Origin of the sequence: Bizionia gelidisalsuginis (assembly GCF_008086185.1) — a bacterium.
Classification (GTDB): domain Bacteria; phylum Bacteroidota; class Bacteroidia; order Flavobacteriales; family Flavobacteriaceae; genus Bizionia; species Bizionia saleffrena.
This window is the reverse complement of sequence record NZ_VSKN01000002.1, coordinates 220,703-240,446: the sequence shown is the minus strand read 5'-3', so window position 1 is coordinate 240,446 and position 19,744 is coordinate 220,703. Positions and strand designations below refer to the sequence as shown.

Annotated in this window: 18 protein-coding genes; 14 read left to right on the top strand and 4 right to left on the bottom strand. The window is 34.6% G+C overall.

Annotated features, from left to right (window positions below):
- Positions 1-40: 40 nt before the first annotated feature.
- Together ES677_RS03055 and ES677_RS03050 are read right to left on the bottom strand one after the other, a co-directional pair.
- The gene (locus ES677_RS03055; RefSeq protein WP_148380395.1) at positions 41-1,864 is read right to left on the bottom strand and encodes a M56 family metallopeptidase; all 1,824 of its coding nucleotides are present in this window, start codon (positions 1,862-1,864) and stop codon (positions 41-43) included.
- Between the two features lie 2 nt (positions 1,865-1,866).
- Positions 1,867-2,226 carry a BlaI/MecI/CopY family transcriptional regulator gene (locus ES677_RS03050; RefSeq protein WP_148380394.1) on the bottom strand — a complete coding sequence of 120 codons (360 nt, stop codon included), beginning with the start codon at positions 2,224-2,226 and terminating at the stop codon, positions 1,867-1,869.
- Positions 2,227-2,394: 168 nt separating this feature from the next.
- Here ES677_RS03050 and ES677_RS03045 point away from each other — a divergent pair, with 168 nt between their 5' ends.
- Entirely contained in the window at positions 2,395-3,351 is a 957-nt protein-coding gene (locus ES677_RS03045) for a calcium/sodium antiporter (RefSeq protein ID WP_148368217.1), read from the top strand.
- Between the two features lie 80 nt (positions 3,352-3,431).
- Here the strand turns inward: ES677_RS03045 and ES677_RS03040 are convergent, their stop codons facing one another.
- Positions 3,432-4,448: a glutamine synthetase beta-grasp domain-containing protein gene (locus tag ES677_RS03040; protein ID WP_148368303.1), complete on the bottom strand. Its 1,017-nt coding sequence runs from the start codon at positions 4,446-4,448 to the stop codon at positions 3,432-3,434.
- Between the two features lie 187 nt (positions 4,449-4,635).
- Here ES677_RS03040 and ES677_RS03035 point away from each other — a divergent pair, with 187 nt between their 5' ends.
- The 13 genes from ES677_RS03035 (at position 4,636) to ES677_RS02975 (ending at position 19,556) form a co-directional block, all read left to right on the top strand.
- Complete coding sequence (locus ES677_RS03035; protein ID WP_148368216.1) at positions 4,636-6,822, top strand: glutamine synthetase III family protein; 2,187 nt, start codon at positions 4,636-4,638, stop codon at positions 6,820-6,822.
- Positions 6,823-7,043: 221 nt separating this feature from the next.
- Positions 7,044-8,555 carry a curlin gene (locus ES677_RS03030; protein ID WP_148368215.1) on the top strand — a complete coding sequence of 504 codons (1,512 nt, stop codon included), beginning with the start codon at positions 7,044-7,046 and terminating at the stop codon, positions 8,553-8,555.
- Positions 8,556-8,670: 115 nt separating this feature from the next.
- A complete protein-coding gene (locus ES677_RS03025) occupies positions 8,671-9,213 on the top strand; it encodes a hypothetical protein (RefSeq protein WP_148368214.1) in 543 nt (180 codons plus the stop codon).
- Positions 9,140-10,030: a CsgE family curli-type amyloid fiber assembly protein gene (locus tag ES677_RS03020; protein WP_148368213.1), complete on the top strand. Its 891-nt coding sequence runs from the start codon at positions 9,140-9,142 to the stop codon at positions 10,028-10,030. Before ES677_RS03025 ends, ES677_RS03020 begins: the two co-directional genes overlap by 74 nt.
- A 2-nt stretch (positions 10,031-10,032) precedes the next feature.
- Positions 10,033-10,443, top strand: coding sequence for a curli production assembly/transport component CsgF (locus ES677_RS03015; protein ID WP_148368212.1), 411 nt, complete (start codon positions 10,033-10,035; stop codon positions 10,441-10,443).
- 17 nt (positions 10,444-10,460) lie between these two features.
- On the top strand, positions 10,461-11,954 hold the full coding sequence (locus ES677_RS03010; protein WP_148368211.1) for a CsgG/HfaB family protein: 1,494 nt from the start codon (positions 10,461-10,463) through the stop codon (positions 11,952-11,954).
- On the top strand, positions 11,941-13,497 hold the full coding sequence (locus ES677_RS03005; RefSeq protein ID WP_246124347.1) for a carboxypeptidase-like regulatory domain-containing protein: 1,557 nt from the start codon (positions 11,941-11,943) through the stop codon (positions 13,495-13,497). The genes ES677_RS03010 and ES677_RS03005 overlap by 14 nt, the downstream gene beginning before the upstream one ends.
- A 91-nt stretch (positions 13,498-13,588) precedes the next feature.
- On the top strand, positions 13,589-14,767 hold the full coding sequence (locus ES677_RS03000; RefSeq protein ID WP_148368210.1) for an AIR synthase related protein: 1,179 nt from the start codon (positions 13,589-13,591) through the stop codon (positions 14,765-14,767).
- A 21-nt stretch (positions 14,768-14,788) separates the two neighbouring features.
- Entirely contained in the window at positions 14,789-15,760 is a 972-nt protein-coding gene (locus ES677_RS02995) for a DUF3078 domain-containing protein (protein WP_148368209.1), read from the top strand.
- Between the two features lie 98 nt (positions 15,761-15,858).
- Complete coding sequence (locus ES677_RS02990) at positions 15,859-16,575, top strand: hypothetical protein (RefSeq protein WP_148380393.1); 717 nt, start codon at positions 15,859-15,861, stop codon at positions 16,573-16,575.
- A 175-nt stretch (positions 16,576-16,750) separates the two neighbouring features.
- Complete coding sequence (gene prfA / locus ES677_RS02985) at positions 16,751-17,827, top strand: peptide chain release factor 1 (protein WP_148380392.1); 1,077 nt, start codon at positions 16,751-16,753, stop codon at positions 17,825-17,827.
- Between the two features lie 111 nt (positions 17,828-17,938).
- Entirely contained in the window at positions 17,939-18,760 is an 822-nt protein-coding gene (pyrF, locus tag ES677_RS02980) for an orotidine-5'-phosphate decarboxylase (RefSeq protein WP_148380406.1), read from the top strand.
- 31 nt (positions 18,761-18,791) lie between these two features.
- A complete protein-coding gene (locus ES677_RS02975) occupies positions 18,792-19,556 on the top strand; it encodes an ABC transporter substrate-binding protein (RefSeq protein ID WP_148380391.1) in 765 nt (254 codons plus the stop codon).
- Here ES677_RS02975 and ES677_RS02970 read toward each other — a convergent pair.
- Positions 19,539-19,736, bottom strand: a complete 198-nt coding sequence (locus tag ES677_RS02970) for a Lacal_2735 family protein (protein ID WP_148368205.1) — start codon at positions 19,734-19,736, stop codon at positions 19,539-19,541. The two genes, ES677_RS02975 and ES677_RS02970, sit on opposite strands and share 18 nt — an antisense overlap.
- Between the last annotated feature and the right edge of the window lie 8 nt (positions 19,737-19,744).

Genomic DNA, 19,744 nt, shown 5'->3' with positions numbered 1-19,744 from the left:
TTTCTTTAGTTGGTTAAAAGTATGGCTTTAGACTATTATCTTATTTTGTTTTAACTATAATAGCGCCGTTTTTTCCTTTTTTACCATAAAGAGATAATGCTTTTTCTTTTTTTAGTACGTTTACGCTTTCAATAGAATTAGGGTTTATCGCGTCTAGTTGCTCTTGACTACTTTCTTTGTCATTAATAAAAATTAAGAGTGGCGCTTTAATGTCTTTCGGAGTGATTTCTGTTTTCGATGACGTTATAAATACGCTTGCATTTTTTTTGTTCGCATACGTTTTGGTGGTGATAATGACAACGCCATTTATACCTTTATCGCCATATTTCGTAAGTGCTTGTTTTCCTTTTAAAATATTAATTGAATCAATTAGTTCTGCGTTTAGGTGGTCTGCCTTTTCCTTAGTCTCTTCTTTGTCATCTATTATATATAAAGGTGTTTCTCCTGTTTCAGTAATTTTCACTTTGCTCTTTTTACTGAGGTGTTTTGCGGTGTTTATTTTAAAGGTATAGTTTGTGTTTTCTTCTTTCTTTGAGTCTAATTTTAAATCATCGCCTTTGTTTTCCAAATAATAGGTGATGATTTCCTTTTTTTCTTTCTTTTCAGTACTGCTTGTTTCTTGTTTCTCGTTGTTAGGACTAAACTTTGTTACAGTCACCTTTTCTGTTATAATTAACTCTTCAATTCCCCCAGGCAATAAACTAGCGAATTTTATTCCTTTGCCGTCATTGCTTAATGCTAATTTGAACGATTTGATAGGCTCTTTTGAAGCATCATCACTCATATTCAGATGGTCTATAAGTGTCTTGTTTGAAGGACTTCTGCTAGCTAAAATTAAATGTGTTATTTCATTATTAGTATTCCTTTTTACGGTTTTGAATTTTAATATTCTTTCTGTTGGTTTAAAGTAATCCTCGATGATAGAGAGTTCATCATCCGAAGTGTTGGGAGTGACTAAAAATTCCTTTTGATCGCTTAATAGTTTTGTAGTCTGATCTGTTTTTGAAAGCACATAAACGTCTTCAGTATTAAAACTCATTAAAAAAAGAGCTAAAAAAGGTAAAACAATGGCGAACTTAAAAGCGCTAACTGGATTTGATTTTGATTTTTGTAACATAATGATTCGTTTTTTGATTGATGAATTATAAAAAGTATTAACCACCGTTAATTGCGGATTAGACAAAAAGGTTTTTAATAGTAAGTTTTGATAACTGGAAGTATTTTCGATTTGAGAAGCCGTTATATCGTCGGCAATAAATTCTAAATTTTGATGCAAAAGTTTTTTGTAAACCCAAACCATAGGATTAAACCAAAAGAAGATAGAAATAAGTTTAACAAATAAAACATCTATAGAATGACAGTGTTTCGCATGAATTTTTTCGTGTAGTAAAATGGAAGTGAGCTCTTGGTTTTTAAAGTGATTTGGATTGTAAACAATATATTTAAAGAATGAAAAAGCAGTATAGTTATTATCTGTTTTAATGAAAGTGAATCTCTCTTCTTTTAGTGTATTATGCGTTTTAATAATTTTGAATACCGAAACTAATTCAATTAAAAATTGAATTAAAAAGAAAAGCACTCCCGCACTGTAGCTCCATTTTAAAATGGTAAAAAAACTAAAGGCCTTAGAAACGGATTCAGTCTCTTGTGACAAGGTGTTAAATGCTGCAAAATCAATACCATTACTATTAGCAATCATTTCAACATCAATGGGGATAATTATAAAAGGCGTGGTTAACGATAAAACTAATCCAAAGAATAAAAAGAAACGATTGGCTTGATAGAAAGTGTCATTCTGTAAAAATAGCTTGTAACACAGAATGAAAATAATTAGTAGAACGTTTGCTTTAACGATGTAGTCCATAATTATTTTTTATTTTCAATTAAATCAATAATTTCCTTAAGCTCGTTTACACTAATTTTTTCTTCTTTAGCAAAAAAGGATACCATATTTTTATACGAGCTGTTAAAGTAATTTTCTATGGCGGTTGTCATAAAACGTTTTTTATACGCTTCTTTCGAAATAATAGGGTAGTATTGGTGGGTTTTTCCATAGGCGTTATAAGCAACATATTCTTTTTCTTCTAGATTTCTAATAATAGTAGAAAGTGTGTTATAATGTGGTTTTTCGTCTTTTATTTCTGCTAGAACTTCTTTTACAAATGCTTTTTCTAAGGCCCATAATATGTGCATTATTTCTTCCTCTTTATTAGTTAGTTTTTGCATAGTTTTTTGGTTTATAGTTACAAACATATAACTATAATTCTAGTTACACAACTATTTTTATAGTTATATAACTGGTTTAGTCGTTTTTATTAATTGTCGTTAATAAAATAATCAGGTCTAAATAGTCCTTATTAAATCTTATAGTATCTTCGCTGAAAAAATAGAACAATGAGCATATTTTGGGTGATTTCAGGACTAATACTACTTGTAATTGGGGGTGACTTCTTAGTAAAAGCATCAGTAGGCCTGTCTCTCAAGTTTAGTATTTCTAAATTGGTTATTGGTATGACGGTGGTGTCCTTTGCAACCTCTGCACCAGAATTATTAGTAAGTTTAAACGCGGCGTTATCAGGGTCACCAGCCATTGCTATTAATAATGTGGTGGGGTCTAATATTGCTAATATAGGATTAGTGCTCGGTATTACTGCAGTGATTGGGGCAATGACGGTAGATAGAACATTTTACAGACTAACCTGGCCTGCAATGATGATTTTTTCTGTCGTTTTATATTACTTTATGTACAACGATAACTTGTTATCTCGAATGGAAGGGGTGATTTTATTGGTAGGTTTAATGGTGTTTTTAGTTGTGCTTGTTCGCGATTCTAGAAAAGTAAATAAAGCTTCAAAAACTGAAATTCCTGAGGAGGTAGACGAGGCTTTGGCAATGGTTAGTAATAGAAAGGTTTTTGCCTGGTTAATTTTAGGGGCCTTAGCCCTCTATTTTGGTTCTGTTTGGTTAGTCGATGGGGCAAAAGAATTAGCAGCTGCCATAGGTGTTAGCGATGCCGTTATAGCGGTAACAGTTATCGCAATTGGTACTAGCGTGCCGGAGTTGGCAGCTTCTGTAATTGCAGCTGCGAAACAAGAGAAAGCAATCTCTTTAGGAAATTTAATTGGCTCTAATATCTTTAATATTGGCTCCGTTTTAGGAGTTACAGCAATTATAAAAGAAATTCCAATTACGGATGCCAAAATACTTAATAGCGATATCTTTTGGATGATTGGCTTCTCTGCTATTTTAATCCTTTTAATTGCGATTCCGAAGCGCTTAGAAATTAGTCGCTATAAAGGATTGTTTCTGGTCGTAGCGTATATCGCATTTATCTATCTTGCTTTTGTATAAAAATTAATAGTATTATAGTAACAAAAAAGGCTTTCAATGGTATGTTGAAAGCCTTTTTTGCGGAATTATCAATCTGTAAATTATGTAATGTTCGCAGAAGTTACTGTTTTTATAATGCGTCCTGCAATTTTATAAGGATCACCATTAGAAGCGGGCCTTCTATCTTCAAGCCATCCTTTCCAGCCATTTTGAACCGTAATAATTGGAATTCGTATTGAAGCGCCACGATCTGAAATGCCATAACTAAAATCGTCAATAGAAGCCGTTTCGTGTTTTCCTGTTAAACGTTGTTCGTTAAACTCACCATAGACAGCAATATGTTCTTTTACAACGGGCCTAAATGCTTCACATATTTTTTCGTAAGTCTCTCTGCTTCCACAAGTACGCAGTGTGTGGTTAGAGAAATTAGCGTGCATTCCAGAGCCATTCCAATCGGTGTCACCAAGTGGTTTTGGGTGGTACTCTATATAGTAACCATATTTTTCGGTTAAACGATCTAGTAAATAGCGCGCTATCCAAATTTCATCTCCAGCTTTTTTTGCACCTTTAGCAAATAATTGAAATTCCCATTGTCCAGAAGCCACCTCTTGATTAATACCTTCAAAGTTCAAACCCGCAGCAATACATAAATCAGCGTGTTCTTCAACGACATTTCTACCGTGCGTATTTCTGCCACCTACCGAGCAGTAATACATACCTTGAGGTGCAGGGTAGCCTCCAATTGGAAAACCAAGTGGTAACAGCGTTTTTCTGTCCATTATAAAGTATTCTTGTTCAAAACCAAACCAGAAATCGTTTTCGTTGTCATCTATTAGTGCTCTACCATTAGAAATATGAGGGGTGCCGTCAGGATTTAAAACTTCTGTCATTACTAAATAACCCTCTTTTCGTGCGGGGTCTGGGTAAATAGCAATCGGCTTTAATAAGCAGTCAGACGCGGTGCCTTCAGCTTGCCGGGTAGAGCTGCCATCAAAAGACCATAAGGGGCAGTCTTCTAATTTTCCACTAAAGTTATCTTCTACTTTAGTTTTGCTTCTCATATTCTGAGTAGGCTCGTAACCATCGAGCCAGATGTATTCTAATTTAGATTTACTCATCATTTATAGTATTATCATTTAAGGCTGCAAATATATGCGATTTTGGTTTTAACTATGAAAAAACACAATTAAAAGTTCGTTTTTCTGATTAAATAGGGTTTTACCCCTAAATTTTATAGGGGTGAAAATAAAAACTGTCAGATAAAATCATTTTTTTTATATATTTGTAAAAAAATAAATAGAATCTATGTCTACATTACGCTTTTTTGCAATTAAAGAAACTTTAAATCGAAAACCGGTTGAAATTATAGAAGGAAAACGGCGCTCTGAGTTATTTGGAGAAAACGTATTTAATAAAGAAACGATGCGCCAATCACTGACAAAAGATGCGTTTGACAGTGTAAATAGTGCTATTGAGAAAGGGACGAAAATAGATAGAAATATAGCCAATCAAATAGCGCAATCTATGAAAGATTGGGCTTTATCAAAAGGGGTTACGCATTACTCACACTGGTTTCAGCCTTTAACAGGTACGACTGCAGAAAAGCACGACGCCTTTTTTGAAACTATTGATGATGGTGGTGCAATCGAGAAATTAGGAGGTAGTCAGCTAGTGCAGCAAGAGCCAGACGCATCTAGTTTTCCAAATGGGGGGATTAGAAACACTTTTGAAGCTAGAGGTTACAGTGCCTGGGATCCCACATCTCCAGCATTTATTTTTGGCACTACTATGTATGTACCCACCGTTTTTGTGTCTTATACAGGGGAAGCTTTAGATAATAAAACACCGTTATTGCGTGCATTGGCTGCTATTGACAATGCTTCGGTGGCCGTGTGTAAATATTTTGATAAAAATGTTAAAAAGGTAAATGCGTCTCTAGGCTGGGAGCAGGAATATTTTTTAATAGATAGTGCTTTAGTGTCATCGAGACCAGATATTTTATTAACCGGAAGAACCGTATTAGGGCATTCTTCGGCCAAAGGTCAGCAATTAGACGATCATTATTTTGGAACCATTCCATCACGTGCAAACGCTTATATGCGAGACTTGGAGATAGAATGTATGTTATTGGGGATTCCTTTAAAGACACGACACAATGAAGTTGCGCCAAATCAGTTTGAATTAGCACCTATATATGAAGAAGCAAATTTAGCAGTCGATCATAATTCATTATTAATGGATGTTATGAACAAAGTTGCAGAGCGTCATAACTTTAAAGTGCTCTTCCACGAGAAGCCATTTAAAGGCGTAAACGGATCTGGAAAACACAACAATTGGAGTTTAAGTACAAACACAGGAGTTAATTTATTAAGTCCCGGTAAAACGCCAATGAGTAATCTTCAGTTTTTAACCTTTTTTATAAATACAATAAAAGCAGTACACGATAACGAAGAATTAGTAAGAGCAACAATTGCTTCGGCGAGTAACGATCATCGTTTGGGAGCGAATGAAGCACCGCCAGCAATAATATCGATATTTATAGGAGAGCAATTAACCAGCGTTTTAAAGGAATTAGAAAATGTTACCAATGGTAAATTATCTCCAAAAGAAAAAACAGATCTTAAATTAAACGTGGTTGGTAAAATACCAGAGATTCTATTAGATAACACAGATAGAAACCGTACCTCTCCATTTGCATTTACAGGTAATAAGTTTGAATTTAGAGCCGTAGGGTCTTTAGCAAATTGTGCTAACCCAATGACTGTAATTAATTCTATAGTAGCAAAACAATTAGTGGATTTTAAAAGTGAAGTGGATGCGCTAATCTCTAAAAAAGAATTGAAGAAAGATGAAGCAATCTTTAATATATTACGAGAGTATATTAAAAAATCATCTAATATTCTTTTTGAAGGTAATGGTTATGGTGAAGCTTGGGAAAAAGAAGCGGCTAGAAGAGGGTTAAGTAATAATAAAACAACACCGGAAGCCTTAAAAGCTAAAATATCTGAGAAAACCATCGCGTTGTACAAGAGTGTTGGGGTTATGAATTGTGTTGAGGTACAATCGCGTTACGATATAGAGATGGAAGACTATATTTTACGTGTTCAAATTGAAGGACGTGTTCTAGGCGATTTAGCTAGAAATCATGTTGTACCAACCGCTATTAAGTATCAAAATACGTTAATTAGTAATGTGCAAGGTTTAAAAGCGATATATGAAGCCGATTTTAAAAGGGTGGCACACGCGCAATTAGAATTGATTGAAGATATTTCGGAGCACGTAGACGTTATTAATACAACAGTTACCAAAATGATTAATAAACGTAAAGACGCCAATACTATTGAAGATTTAGAAACAAAGGCTACCGTATACTGTAATGAGGTGAAACCAATGTTAGATGAAATTAGGTATCATTGTGATAAATTAGAATTGTTGGTGGACGACGAACTTTGGCCATTAACTAAATATAGAGAATTACTCTTTACTACGTAGATATACGTATAAAGACAGTGTATATAGGGCTTCGAGAAATCGAAGCCTTTTTTGTGTCACAACAAATTAGTAGCTTTCTTCTTACACAAAAATGCGCTTTAACGATTTTTGGACTCTAGTAGTCGAATAAAGTGTTAAAAAGCTTGGTTTTTACGTTAGTTAATATGTTTCATTGAAAATAAAACATATCTTTACAATGCTATTAATCAATATATTTAATTATGAAAAAAGTAATTCTTTGTGCTTCGGCACTATTATTTACGGGCGCTATGATGGCCCAGAATCCATCTACCATGTTAGATAACAAGGATGGAAGTGCGATTAGTCCGACTATCGCAACACCTTTATCACAAGCACCTTCATCAGCGAATGCTGGGGAATCTTACCAAAATGGTAATGACAACAAAGTATGGGTTCGTCAAGCTGGGACTAAACAATCTGTATATACTGAACAAGATAATGGATTAGGTACAGGTAACAACGCTGCACGTATTTGGCAAACAGGAGCTGTTCAAGCTACTAGTGGTGTCAAAAATGCTGCTATGGTTAAACAGCTAGGTACAAATAACCAATCGACGACTCAGCAAGAAGGTGATAAAAACCACGCTGTGACTCAACAAGGTTTAAAAGAAGGTACTTTAGGTGTGTCTGAAAACAACAGAGCTAAAATACGTCAAGGTACTGGACAACAAGCGGAGAAAAATTACGCTTCGATTGAGCAAGATGGGGCTAACAACAAGGCGTTAACTCTACAGACTTACGATAACAGTGAGGCTAGAACTGTTCAAGAAGGAGATAACAACAAAGCTAACATTAACCAAAATGCAGGGCCTAATAACTCTAGTGGTCATTCAGCTTTAGTAGAGCAGTATGGAGACTTTAACGAGAGTCATGTAACACAAAGTGGTGCCGGTGCTAGTAATAGATCTGCTTCAACTCAGACTGGTAACGGTAATGAGTCTCATCAAACGCAAGTGAATACTGCAAGTGGTGGTGGCGCGAATGCTAACGAGGCTTTTATTAATCAGGGTACAGTTGGTAATGACGGTGCGATTGCTCAAGATGCGACAGCTCTTTACGGAGATGTATCTGCTCTTGATGCTGTTGTTGGAGTTGGAACTTTTAACGGTCCAGGTTCTTACAATGCATTAGCTATTCAAAATCAAAATGGTGAATCTAATCAATCATCAATTTTCCAATTCGGTGCAGATGCTCCAACAGACGGTAATTATGCAGAGCAAGATGTTGACGGTGACAATAACGATGCTTTAATTGTTCAAAACAATTGGGGTACTTCAGCAGGTGGTAATAACTATGCGAAACAACGTCAAGATGGTGACAAGAACGAGGCTGGATTAGTTCAATTAGGTAATGACAACAAAGCTAGACAAGAACAACATGGTGATAAAAACTATGCAATGGCGACACAAAGAGGAACTGCTAATTTATTAAATACATGGCAAATGGGTGATAAGAACGCTGTAACAAGTGCTCAAAGAGGTCACGATAACCAAATCTTAATTGTTCAAAGAGATGGACAAAGCTATGTAGCTGAGCAGAACTTAAATGATGCTTGGTCTAACGGTAACAACGTAATTGATGTATTGCAATTAGGTCCTAACGGTAACTTTGCAACAGATGGTATAGATTGTGGTTTTGAGACAGAATTAGACCCTAGCTGTCCAGTTCCAGTGCCAACATTTAATATTGATGCACCATGTGATGGATGTTAATATCTAATTTCAGTTTTTTATTAATAATAAAAAGTTGAAATATTAAAATAATCTAATATTAAAAGAGGGTGCACTATATAGCAGGTTGCCCTCTTTTTTTTTAAAATAAATAACAATGAAAACAACAATAAATTTAAAAGTAGTTTTTGCTTCTGTTTTATTCATGACTGTTTTTCAAATAAGTTTTTGTCAAAACTATAATAAAGAAAATACAGAAAGTGAAACCACGGTAACAAAGTTAAATGGAGAAAATGTCTCCCCAGAGATTTTTAGCTCCTTTTTTACTACAACTGTTAATCCTAAATTATCAATAGTTCAGGGTAATTCAGTGTTTGTTACTCAGATAGGCGCTTATAATACCATAGCGGCAGATGTTACATCTAATGCTAGTGAAATTAGAATTGCTCAAAACGGAGATTTAAATAAGGTGCAGTTAGATTATGAAGTTAATAAGGTAGTTGCAGATTTAAAGCAAATAGGAAATAATAATAACATTAAAGATTATGTTTTAGATCGAAATGCAGAAATTTCCTTAGATTTAATTCAGAATGGTGATAATTTAAAATTCGAACGTTTTGGAAGTAATGAAATCACAAAAAATATTAAATTTACTCAAACTGACGCTTCTCCTACAATTATTATTAGGAGTTTCGAATAATAGTAGCACAATGAAAATGGTGATTAAGAGCGTGTGCTCTTTGATTGTTTTTTTTATGTTGTCAACAAGCTTGTTGGCGCAAGAAATATATAATCAAGAAGTTAAAGCTCAAATTAATATTGAAAGAACAAGTGAATTTGTAACCTTTACAGCAACAGCTGAAAACTTAGACTTTTCAGATTTTAGTTTGCGATATGAATTTATGGTGTTTAAAGTCGATGGAAATAACAATTCATCGAAAACTTCACAGGCTAATCGTTTCTTTTTAAAAGGAAATGAAAAAAAAATACTATCTTCAGTAACAATAAATAATAACTCCGATGATAAATCTATTCTCTTACTTTTAATCTATCCATTAGAATCCTCAGATAAAAATCAAGGAGCGATAGGAAAGGATCGCCTAGTGGTTTATAATGATGGACAAGGAGGTTTGAAGATTGAGTTGGATAATGAACAAAAGGTAAATGTAAAAGAACAGCCTGAAGATCAAGATACTTCAGCAAAAGATGGCTTTTTTTTAAATGGACTAGTTCTTCAAAAAACATTGACGAAACCGGGAAGAGATTTCTATAGGTATTTTTATTCAGAGTATTATAATAAACAAATTAAGACAGGAAAGAATATTCTTATAGAAGAAGTGCCAGGACAACGACGTAGCACAAGAATATCAGTGAAAGTAGATGGTCAGCTCGTTTGGCAGTTTTTTTCAAGACCACAAAAAGAGTTTTTAAAAGATATGGCAGATAGAGCTTTAGATAGAAGTATTATGTATTTACAGCAATTAGCACAACAAAAAGAGTCATTAAAACGCTATTAATTATGAAATTCAAACTGTTTATCCTGCTATTTTTTGGTGTAATAATGTGCTCGTTCTCTCAGCAGTTTAGTTATAAGCCTTTAAATCCTGCATTTGGAGGAGACACCTTTAATTATAATTGGTTACTTAGTTCTGCATCTGCTCAAAATGGTTTTACAGCGCCAAGAGCAGAAAGCACTCAGCAATCTGAGTTGGATCAATTTGGAAATAGACTAAATCAACAAGTGTTAAGTCAGATTTCGAGAGTGCTACTGGCGCAACAAGTCCAAGCTGTTGGGAATTTCGATGAAGAAGGAACCTTTACTTTTGGAACGCTGAACGTTGAGGTTTTTGAGTCTGACGAAGGCTTAGTTATTAATATTTTAGACACCTCAAATGGTGAGCAAACCCAAGTAATTGTTCCAAATCCATAATTTAAGAATAATATTCTATGCTAACTAATCACAAATGTATTGCCTACTTATCTATTTGTATGCTAATGTGTTCTTGTGGAACATACTTCAATCAGCCATTTACTCAAGAAGCTGCTAGGATAGGAGAAGACTCGAAGTCTACTAACATTCTTCTAGATTTACCTCCGGCAAAAACACCTGTAGAGGTTGCGGTGTATAATTTTAGTGATCAAACAGGTCAATATAAAGCCGTAGAAAACGGAAGTACGTTTAGTACAGCTGTGACTCAAGGAGCAACCACAATTTTAATAAAAGCTTTAGGAGATTCGGGATGGTTTGTACCTATTGAAAGAGAAAATTTAAGTAATCTTTCTACCGAAAGAAATATTATTAGAAACACAAAACAAGAATATATTAAAGGATTGAATCCTAACGAGCCGCCATTGCCGCCATTGCTTTATGCGGGATTAATGCTTGAGGGTGGAATAGTCTCTTATGATACAAATATTATTACAGGTGGTGCAGGAGCGCGTTATTTTGGTGTTGGAGGTTCCGCCAAGTATAGACAAGATCGTATTACGGTCTATTTAAGAGCTGTTTCTACGAGTAATGGAGAGATTTTGAAGACCATCTATGTTTCGAAAACGATTTTATCTCAAGCGGTAGATGTTAGCTTGTTTCGCTTTGTAAAGTTTCAAAGACTACTAGAAGCCGAGACTGGATTTACTCGAAATGAGCCCGTTCAGTTAGCTGTAAAAGATGCCGTGGAGAAAGCAGTTCATGATTTAATACTTGAAGGTATTAAAGATGGCTATTGGTCTACTAAAGCCGGACCGGAAATAGACAAAGAATTAGTCGAAAACTATGTAGCAGAATTAGATGACTCTAAATTAACGGATCTTTATAACCGTAAACTTTATAAGAGACGGCCAATTAGTGCCATTCAATTGTCTTTGGGGGGTGCGCTTATTAACGGAGACTACGTGAATTCTCAATGGAAGTTAAATTCGAGAATAGGATATAAGCGCTATCTCAATAATCATTTTAATTTAAACTTAAACCTTAACAGATTTAATCTCGCTAACGAGAATATCTTTAATCAGAGTTTTTATGCTTTAGATGCAAATTTAGAATACACTATTTTACCATTCGATAAATTATCGCCTTTTGTTTTTGCGGGCGCGGGAACAAATATTTCTAACGATTTTAATGGCATCCACCCCAAATTGTTTTTTGGCGGAGGTCTTGAGTATCTAGCTCTAAATAATCTTGGTATTTCCCTATTTTTAGATAATAATTTTGTGTTTAGCGATGATTTGGACGGTGTTGTTAGAGGGGAAAGAGATGATATGTATCTACGAGCAGGAGTTGGTTTAAATTTTTATTTAGGAAATAACGATCCTAAAAAACAAGAAAAAAGAGCACGTAAAAAAGAATTAAGAAGAATAAAAAGGAATAATATTGAGAAAAGTTTTTATAAAGAAGAAACAAATGAAAGTGAATTAAAACCGGTAAGCAATGATAGTAACTAATATAAAAGATGTGATGATGAAACATTTAAAAACCTTAGTATTCTTACCACTTTTGTTACTAGTATTTACAACATGTAGTGAAGAACAAATAGATGGTGATCGCATTGGAACAATCAACGGTAAAGTTGTGGCAAAAGGAACCAATGCACCCTTAGAGAACGTAAAAGTATCAACCAATCCTGTGTCTAGTACTGTTTTCACCGACGAGGAAGGAAACTTTATGATTGAGAATGCGGTAGTAAATACGTACGCTGTTCAAGCTGAGTTAGCGGGCTATGTCACAGCTTTTGAGTCGGTTGCAGTGTTGGAGAATACAGTAGCTGTAGTAGCATTTGAGTTAGCCTTAAGTAACGCGAATAACCAACCACCTAGTGTGCCAGTTTTAGTGTTTCCTGAAGATTTACAAACAGACGTTCCTTTCGAGGTACAATTTACTTGGGAATCGTCTGATCCAGATACAGATGATGATTTAAGTTACATACTGGAGTTGAGAAATGGTGCAACAAACAATATAGAACTTTATGAAACTGCTCAAGACACTTTTTATTTAGCATCTAACTTGGATTTAGCAACAACGTATTTCTGGCAAGTAAAAGTAAATGATGGCGTTAATGACGATGTGGTCTCTCAAATCAGTCAGTTTACAACAATTGCTTTACCTAACAATCCTTACTTTTTTGTTAAGAGAGAGGAAGGAAATAGTGTTATTTATTCCGGCAATGAAGATGGCCTAAATGGTAACGAATCAGAAGCTGATATTAGTGTGTTAAAGTTGACGAGTGCTGCGAATAATAGCTTTAGACCTCGTTCAAACCCCGTAATTAATAAAGTTGCGTATCTACGAAATGTGGGAGGGAATACACAGATTTTCACTATGGACACTGGTGGTGGAAATAAAACACAGATAACTTCAGTAATCCCAGTTAATGGATTTAGAATAGATGAGGCCGATTTTTGCTGGGCACAAAACGGGAGTCAGTTATATTACCCGAACCTCGATAAGTTGTACAGAGTAAATGCAGATGGAAGCGGTACGGTTCTAATGTATCAAACAACTGATGGATCTTTCATAACGGAAGTTGAAGAGGCCGCATTCGATACCGATTTATTGCTTATAAAAACGAATGATTATAGTGGGTACAATGCAAGAATTTTTACCTATCGATTATCTTTAAATACAGAAGAGACGATTGTAACGCAAGGGGTGCCTGGCGCTTTAGGCGGTATAGATATTACTGCAAATGGGCAAAGAGTGGTTTATACGCGCGATGTTTCTGGAAGCGAAAATCTAAATTATCGAATTTTTGAGAGTCGTATGTTTGTTTTCGATATACCATCAATGGTTGGGGCTCAACTATCAACAGATGCGGCACTAGGTGAAAACGATTTAGATGTAAAATACGCGCCGAATGAAGGTGCTGTTATTTTTACTAGAGTTGGTAATAATATAGGAGCTATTCCTAGTGTTTTTAAATTACAGTTTGATACCACAATAGAAGAAAAGCAATTATTTAGCGCGGGTTCTATGCCCGACTGGAAATAAAAGCCACTTTTTTCACAATTTAAACCTAAAAGCACACAATATACTTGTGTGCTTTTTATTTATAAATATATTTGCAATTCAACAACATACTATGAGTTCTGAAATAAGTAAACGTTACAGTCAAAGAGGAGTGTCAGCTTCAAAAGAAGATGTTCATAATGCCATAAAAAATATCGATAAAGGATTGTTTCCTAAAGCATTCTGTAAAATCGTTCCAGATTATTTAACCAACGACGACGATTATTGCTTAATAATGCACGCCGATGGAGCAGGTACCAAAAGTGCCTTAGCCTATATGTACTGGAAAGAAACAGGCGATATCTCTGTCTGGAAAGGTATTGCGCAAGATGCTTTAATAATGAATATTGACGACTTGCTTTGTGTCGGTGCTACCGATAATATTATGCTGTCGTCTACCATTGGGAGAAATAAAAATTTGATTCCAGGGGAAGTGCTTTCAGCAATTATTAACGGAACGGAAGAACTCATTGAAGAATTAAAAACCTTCGGGGTTACAATCCACTCTACTGGTGGTGAAACTGCCGATGTTGGTGACTTGGTAAGAACTATTATCGTAGATTCTACAGTTACAGCCAGAATGAAACGTAGCGATGTTATTGATAATGCTAATATAAAAGCGGGTGACGTTATCGTTGGATTGGAGAGTTTCGGACAAGCATCTTACGAAAAAGAGTATAACGGAGGAATGGGAAGCAACGGGCTAACGTCGGCCAGACATGATGTGTTTCATAACTATTTAGCTAAGAAATACCCAGAAAGCTTTGATGCTGCAGTACCAAGTGATTTAGTGTATTCCGGACAAATGATGTTAACAGATACTGTTGAAGATTCGCCAATAGATGCCGGAAAATTAGTATTATCTGCGACGCGAACGTATGCGCCCATTATTAAAAATATATTGTCGAAATATACAAGTGAAGATGTTCATGGAATGATTCACTGTTCGGGTGGTGCACAAACAAAAATTCTTCATTTTGTAGATCAATTTCATATTGTAAAAGATAATTTATTCCCCGTACCACCGCTTTTTAAATTAATACAAGAACAATCTAAAACGGATTGGAAAGAAATGTACCAAGTGTTTAACTGTGGGCACAGAATGGAATTGTATGTTAGTCCAGAGGTTGCAACCGAAATTATAGAAATATCTAAAAGTTATAATGTTAATGCTCAGATTGTTGGGCGCGTGGAAGCTTCCGAAGATAAAAAGCTTACAATTAAAAGTGAATTTGGTACGTTTACCTATTAAATGCAAATATTTTATTGTCGTATGAGAGTTTTTATTTTATTACTTACGTTATGTATTAGCATAAATGTAGGTGCTCAAGAAAACATTATTACTGTTAAAAGTGAGCAAGAACAAGATTCTATAGTTCAAAAAGATTCAATTAAAACGTGGACTAATAAAAATAAAGTGGGTCTGGATTTAAGTGAAGTAACCTTTGTAAACTGGAATGCAGGAGGGAGTAATTCTATTTCGGCTTTAAGTGGTTTTATAACCAATTTAGATTACAAGAAAGATAAAATTACCTGGAAAAATAGAGCTGTTATTAGATTGGGCGGCAATAAACAAGAGTCTCAAAAACTGCGCAAAACAGACGATGTTTTAGAGATTTCTTCTAAATTTGGTTATCAGAAAGATACATTGTCTAACTGGTATTATTCAGCACGATTTAATTTCAAATCACAATTTCTCCACGGGTATAGTTACCCCAATCGCGATAATCCCATTTCTAAATTTATGGCACCTGGTTATAGCTTTGTTGGTGCGGGCGCAGAGTACGGTAAAAATATAGAGAAAATGTCGCTATACTTATCGCCATTAACGTATAAAGGTACCATTGTATTAGATCGCGATTTATCTAATGCAGGGTCTTTTGGAGTGGAGCCAGCAGTTTACGACGATAATGGGAATACTATTAGAGAGGGAGAACGTGTGCGGTCGGAACTTGGGATTTTAATAACGAGTGCTTACGAGACTAATTTATTCGAAAATATTGACTTTAAAAGTCTAATAGAATTGTATACAGACTATGTAAATAGCTTTGGGAATGTAGATGTAAACTGGGAGCTTTTGGTTAATTTTAAAGTCAATGATTACGTAAAAACGGCTTTAGGTTCGCATCTTATTTACGATGATGATATTAGTACTTACCAAGAAATCGATGGTATGCAAGTAGAGAAAGGTCCAAAAATGCAATGGAAACAGATTCTTGGTGTAGGGGTTATTTTCGATTTTTAAAACAGTTATAATTACGCTTTCTATAAGATTTCATAATATTTATATTAAAATAAGCGCTTTTTAACTCTTTGTTTGTATTTTGCTTCAAACATTAAGATTTGAAGAAACATCTTTTATTTGCGATAACTATAGTATTATTCTTAGTAAATATTTACGTCATTCAATTTTATGGGTTAGATGTTAGTAGAAGAGCGTGCTTAATTAGTAATTTAGTATTACTGTGTTTCTTTTTAGCGTACAGAGGTTTTAAAAATAAGAAATTACTAATAGCATTTTTATTTTTAATACTTGGAGATATATTAATGTTGAACTTTGAAAACATTATAAATAAAAACCTTACCCTTTTGTCTATTATCATTGGTTATAGTTTTATTTCGCTTCACATATTTCTTAAAATTAATAAAATTAAAACTAAAAAAGGCTTATTTCTAGTGGTTGCAGTTAGTTTAACAGCACTGACTATTATGTTAGTAACAATTATCGATGTGGTAGATTTTAAGCTCAGTGGTATTATTCATAAACTGCTATTTTATATTTATGGGATTGCTATTATTTTTATGCTAATTTTAGTGAGTATCTATAATTTTAGATATTACTCTTTACAATCTACACTATGTGTATACTTTGTTTTAGGATTATTCTTATCTGATATCTTTGTGTTAATGGCCTATTATTTAGACTTCGAAATCTTCTATTTTCCAAATCGTATTTTTTATCTATTAGGCACTTCTATGTTAGTTTGGTATTCAATTTCAGATTTTGGGGAAGAAGTTGTTTTTGAAGACGAATCTTTTTTAGAAGAGAAAGCGAAATAAAAATTCAAAAATATAACGGTTTCCAAAAGTATTCTAGTTAATAAAACTGTTTTAAATCACGGTAGCGTATAGTAAGTAAAATAACAAAAAGATGAAAATTTTTCAAACTCTAAATACCTAATACATATTGCGAATTAATAAATTATCGTATTTTTGTTACACAATAGAAATTTAAATGTTAGAGAAATTACAAATAGTAAAGCAACGTTTTGATGAGGTTAGTGATTTAATTATTCAACCGGATATTATTTCAAATCAAAAACGTTATGTAGAACTTACTAGAGAATATAAAGATTTGCGTCTCCTAATGGATAAGCGTGAGCAGTATTTAGAATTGAATGGTAATTTAGCTGAAGCGGAGGCCATTATTTCCGAAAGTAGCGATCCTGAAATGGTAGAGATGGCTAAAATGCAATACGACGAAGCTAAAGAAGGAATTCCAGCTTTAGATGAAGAAATTAAAGTGTTATTAATCCCTAAAGATCCTCAGGATTCTAAGAATGCTGTGGTTGAATTACGTGCAGGAACTGGAGGAGATGAAGCAAGTATTTTTGCTGGAGACTTGTTTAGAATGTACTCAAAGTACTGTGAAAGTCGAGGTTGGACCGTAAGTACAGTAGATTATAGTGAAGGAACAAATGGTGGTTTTAAAGAGATTCAGTTTGAAGTTACTGGAAACGACGTTTACGGTATATTAAAGTTTGAAGCTGGTGTGCACCGTGTACAGCGTGTACCACAAACAGAAACACAAGGTCGTGTTCATACTAGTGCAGCAACAGTAATGGTATTCCCGGAAGCTGAAGAATTTGATGTAGAGATTAATCCGAAAGAGGTTCGTGTAGATTTTTTCTGTTCTTCTGGCCCAGGAGGACAATCAGTAAATACAACATATTCTGCGGTGCGTTTAACACATATTCCTACTGGTTTAGTGGCGCAATGTCAGGATCAAAAATCGCAACATAAAAATAAAGAAAAGGCGTTTAAAGTATTACGTTCTAGACTTTACGATATGGAATTAGCAAAAAAACAAGAAGAAGACTCCGCTTTGCGCGGTACAATGGTAACTTCTGGGGATCGTAGTGCTAAAATTAGAACCTATAACTACTCGCAAGGTCGTGTTACCGATCATAGAATTGGTTTAACACTTTACGATCTGTCTAACATCGTAAATGGAGACATACAAAAAATTCTAGACGAATTAATGTTAGCTGAAAACACTCAGAAACTGAAAGCTAATAGCAATACAATTTAATACTAAAGCCTCTATTTTGAGGCTTTTTTTAATAACATATAAGCATAGATTACCTATGCTTACTTCAAAAATAAACAGATAAAAAACACCCTGTTTTTGGGGGAATCGGTAATGACTACACAACAACTCACTAGCGAAATACGCAAAAAAAACTCGTTTCTATGTATTGGATTAGATGTCGATTTAGATAAAATTCCTAAACATTTATTAGAACTAGAAGATCCTATTTTCGAATTTAATAAAGCCATAATACAGGCTACTCACCATTTGTGTGTCGCTTATAAGCCCAACACTGCTTTTTATGAAGCTTACGGTTTAAAAGGATGGAAAGCGTTACAGAAAACGATAGAATACTTAAATGCTAATTATCCGGAGATTTTTACAATCGCTGATGCGAAACGTGGCGATATTGGTAATACAAGTACGATGTATGCTAAGGCTTTTTTCGAGGATTTAGCCTTCGATAGTGTTACGGTCGCTCCTTATATGGGTAAAGATTCTGTCGAACCGTTTCTAGCTTTTAACAATAAGCACACTATTATGTTGGCACTAACGTCAAATACAGGAGCTTTCGATTTTCAGACTCAAGAAATTGACGATAAAGCGTTGTACAAACACGTCTTGGAAACCTCTAAACAATGGGAGAATTCAGAGCGTTTAATGTATGTAGTTGGGGCAACCAAAGCCGAATATTTTACAGATGTTAGAAAAATAGTGCCTCATAGTTTTCTACTCGTTCCTGGTGTTGGCGCTCAAGGCGGAAACTTGCAGGACGTTTGTAAATACGGTATGAACGACCAAGTCGGTTTGCTTATAAATTCGTCTCGTGGGATTATTTACGCTTCAAATGACAAAGATTTTGCTTCTGAAGCGGCAAGTAAAGCGCTACAATTACAACAAGAAATGGAAGCTGTTTTATTGACGCTTTCCTAGAAATGAGAAGCTAATTTTTTAAACGGAGGTTATGATTATAGTAAAACAAACACCATTACGTATCGTTTCTTTGGTACCGTCCCAAACGGAATTGTTATACGATTTAGGTTTAGAAGATAATATTGTGGGCATTACTAAATTCTGTGTGCACCCTATTCACTTTAAAAACACAAAAAAGAGTGTTGGCGGAACGAAACAAATTAAAATTGAAAAAATAAAAGCACTTAAGCCTGATATTATTCTTTGTAATAAAGAGGAAAACACGAAAGAGATCGTGGAAGCGTGCTCCGAAATCTGCAAAGTTCACGTTTCAGAATTGTACACTCTTGAAGACACAATAGCATTGGTTAAAGAATACGGTGTTTTATTTAATAAACGCACGGAAGCGCTGAAAATCAGTGTTAAAATTGAATATAATTTAAACGAGTTCAAAGAGTTTATAAAAGATAAACCAGTGTTAAAAGTGGCCTATTTTATTTGGAGGGAGCCCTGGATGGTAGCTGCCAATAACACCTTTATAAACCATTTATTGGAACTTAATAACTTCAAGAATATTTATGCTAATTTAGAACGCTATCCAGAGGTCGAAATAAATAAATTACAACAACAAGGCGATCCAGATTTGGTATTACTTTCTAGCGAGCCGTATCCGTTTAAAGATGAGCATGCTTTTGAATTGGGCCGATTTTCTCATCACTCAAAAACAGTGTTTGTAGATGGAGAGTATTTCTCTTGGTACGGATCCCGATTAATTGGTGCATTCGATTATTTTAGAACGCTAAGAAATAGGTTGTGAGCTTTCTCCTCGAGCTAAAAACTCTAAACGATTCAGTTTATTAAGCGTTTTTAAGGCTCTAAACTCAGAGACATCGCTCATTGCGTGGTCTGTTTGGCGTAAATTATAAGCCTGCTCCATTAATTGATTATATCTTAAGTCGAGTTTTATTCGATTTTTAGAAATGTTCTTTTGTTTCATTATCAACT